Source organism: Maritalea sp. (assembly GCF_051251695.1).
GTDB lineage: Bacteria > Pseudomonadota > Alphaproteobacteria > Rhizobiales > Devosiaceae > Maritalea.
Window position 1 is genome coordinate 1 of record NZ_JBPOEU010000083.1, and the last position, 2,623, is coordinate 2,623.

Genomic DNA, 2,623 nt, shown 5'->3' on the forward strand with positions numbered 1-2,623 from the left:
CGATAATAGTGGGCCATACGCGACCCCTTCTGCGAGGGGTGTGAGAGATATTCAAACGCCCTATCCAGATCGCAAGCGACGGAGGTACCGCTAAAGTAAGCATAGCCCAGCCGATAGGCGGAAAGAGAGCATTCACCCGCATCAAAGGCTTGCTGGAAAAGCTCTACCGATCGGGCCCTTCGCGGGTCCTCCGTTGCACAATTCCAAAGGCGCTCGGCCTCATCAGATAATCGACGTCCATCCATGATCACTTACCACGCGCCGCGCTTCGAACACGCTTGGCTTCCTCTTTCAACACTGCACGCGCGGCCCGGTTCAGCTTCAATCATGATCACTCTTATCACTGCTTTCGCGTCGCATGTCCTCAGTTCTATGACAGCTCCACTTTCAGAACCTCGCCCAACGGTCCCGAAAATTTCAGACGGTGAGTACCCCGATCATCCGTCCAGACAAACCGGCCGCTCCGCATCGTGCGATTGACGTTCGAGCGGCCATGATCGACTTCTATCTGCTTTCCAAAGGAAAAAATGGTTGCGAACCTGGCCATATCCGTGTTTTCGAGAGCCAGATTGAAGCTGGATGTCGGCACGAAACTGTTCGCCGCGTCCGACATCCAGCCTTGAAGCTGAGGCTCTTCCTGCGCCCAAATTACCTCCGAGATGAGTGGTTCGGGGAGCAGGCTTGTTACAACCATATTCTCCTCTCTTCGCTGATCGGTCTCCGCACTTCGAGCGCGGAAAATCCCGTCATTTTTTTTGACCTCCCAGTCGGGATGGAATTGAAACCATTGTCGAAAATCATGCTTCACATCGGGTGAGCGATCATAAAGCCAGTCAAGAACGACAAGAAATTTCCCGGGGTTGAGGATCAGGCTGCGCCAATGACGGACGAATTTGAAATGGCTGACTTCACATTGTGTCACGGCCAGGCCGGATTGTTGTTCCGCACCCACCAGAGCTGAGCCAAAGGGTTTCGCCGCCTGCCCTCCAGGACGCCCCCGTGGATAGCTCTTGCCGTCAATTTCGACGCAATTGTGCGAACGTGTCGATTCAACATAAATGCGTTTGGGGTCGGAATACCAGAACCCTTCTTTGAACAGATCCGAACCGCGCTCGGTTCGACCAGCATATGCGTATCGGCCGGGATCGATCAGGATTTCCCGATGTCTGTCATACCAAAGGAAAGACACATGATCGGCATGCTTGTGAGTACGGGAGTGGAAAGCTGCCATTTGGGCACGATAGGATGCATCCTCGAACACTGGCTCCTGCGAATCAGGATAAAGGCGGGCAAAAGCATATCCGGCATCAAGATAGGCTTGGACCCCGCCTTTAGCTGGACGACCAGCCTGCCCTCCCGACATCACATATTGAAGCGCATCGTTGTCGTATCGGCTTGCCAGTCGCACACTTTTTTGAAGCATCAAGCGTGGGTCGGAATCGCCAAATGTAATCAGGCCGTAGTCTGGCTGGATCATCCAAGCCAAAGCCTGCTCCATTTCCGATATCCGCTGAGCGATCTCCCGATCTTCAATCAGTTCTGTTTGAAGCGCGCCGATAAGACTGCCCAAGATCATGTAATGGTATCCCGGTGAATGCTCCTTATGCACATTGTCGGGCGTAAAATGGCTATCCAGGCATCGCCAAAGTCGATTGGTCGCTATCCGGAAATATTCGTCAAAACGCGGATCAACATGGCTGAAACGTTTGGCCGCTGCGATCTGACCCAGAGCCTGATAGATACCATGATTGTTCTGGTGCTTAAAAAAACCCTCAGCCAAAAGCAGTTCATTGTGAAACACCACGCTCTTGAAAAATAGTTCCACTTCTTCGTCGGAATAATCGTCATCGCGTGCAATGACATCCAAAATGTATGCCATACGATACAGCCGCTGGCCTACAGCCATATCATACCAAGCGAACCCTTCTTTCGCCCTGCTCTCATCGGTCAGGACAAGCGCTGGGGGGCCGTCAAAAACTCCAATCTGGAACCGCTGAATCCAATCCAACGCAAACGCATAAGACACATCGAAATATCTCCTCCGGCGGACTGGATCATCAACCGTGCAGGCTCCCTTCAGCAGGAATGTGAGTGGCTCCCATGCATTGAGCTGAAATGCGAACGATCGGTCGAACTCAGTCCACGGCAACGGTGGTGCCAATGACGGCAAATGATCTCCTTGCCGAAACCAACCTAACTCAATCAGGTCATCGAGAGTCGATTGAAAATTCGACGAGAGATGCTTGGGAGACGTATCAAGTTCATCATATGGCGCGAGGGGGCGCCGTTTCAAATTTTCTCGAAGTTCTTCAACAGGATTTTTCCTGCTGAAATATTTTCTCAATACCGAAATCACGACTTTTTCGTGAACTCGATATGACCCACGTCAGATTTACCATCTGGCTGCCGTTCATTTACAGATTCTTTTTTTATCATGTGGCCACCATATTTGGCGCATTTCACGACGCTTACTAGGATGATTATTTCTTGTCTTGTTATTGGGTCTATGCCCTGAAAAACCTGTACTTCGAAATATTGCTCCAATTGCCTAATGAGACCGTTCTCACCCAGCTTACGAAAGCTTCCAACCCCATATTGCTCAAGATTATCTGCCCCATACCAT

3 protein-coding genes are annotated in these 2,623 nt (G+C 51.1%); all 3 read right to left on the minus strand.

Features of this window, described 5'->3' with window-relative positions:
* Nucleotides 1-245, minus strand: a 245-nt coding sequence (locus ACSHWX_RS18180; protein WP_435669623.1) for a hypothetical protein, incomplete at its 3' end; no start/stop codon positions are given.
* Between the two features lie 125 nt (nucleotides 246-370).
* Nucleotides 371-2,356, minus strand: a complete 1,986-nt coding sequence (locus tag ACSHWX_RS18185; protein WP_435669624.1) for a heparinase II/III domain-containing protein — start codon at nucleotides 2,354-2,356, stop codon at nucleotides 371-373.
* Nucleotides 2,353-2,623 (minus strand): hypothetical protein (locus tag ACSHWX_RS18190; protein ID WP_435669625.1); only part of this gene is annotated, 271 nt, incomplete at its 5' end. The genes ACSHWX_RS18185 and ACSHWX_RS18190, both read right to left, overlap by 4 nt.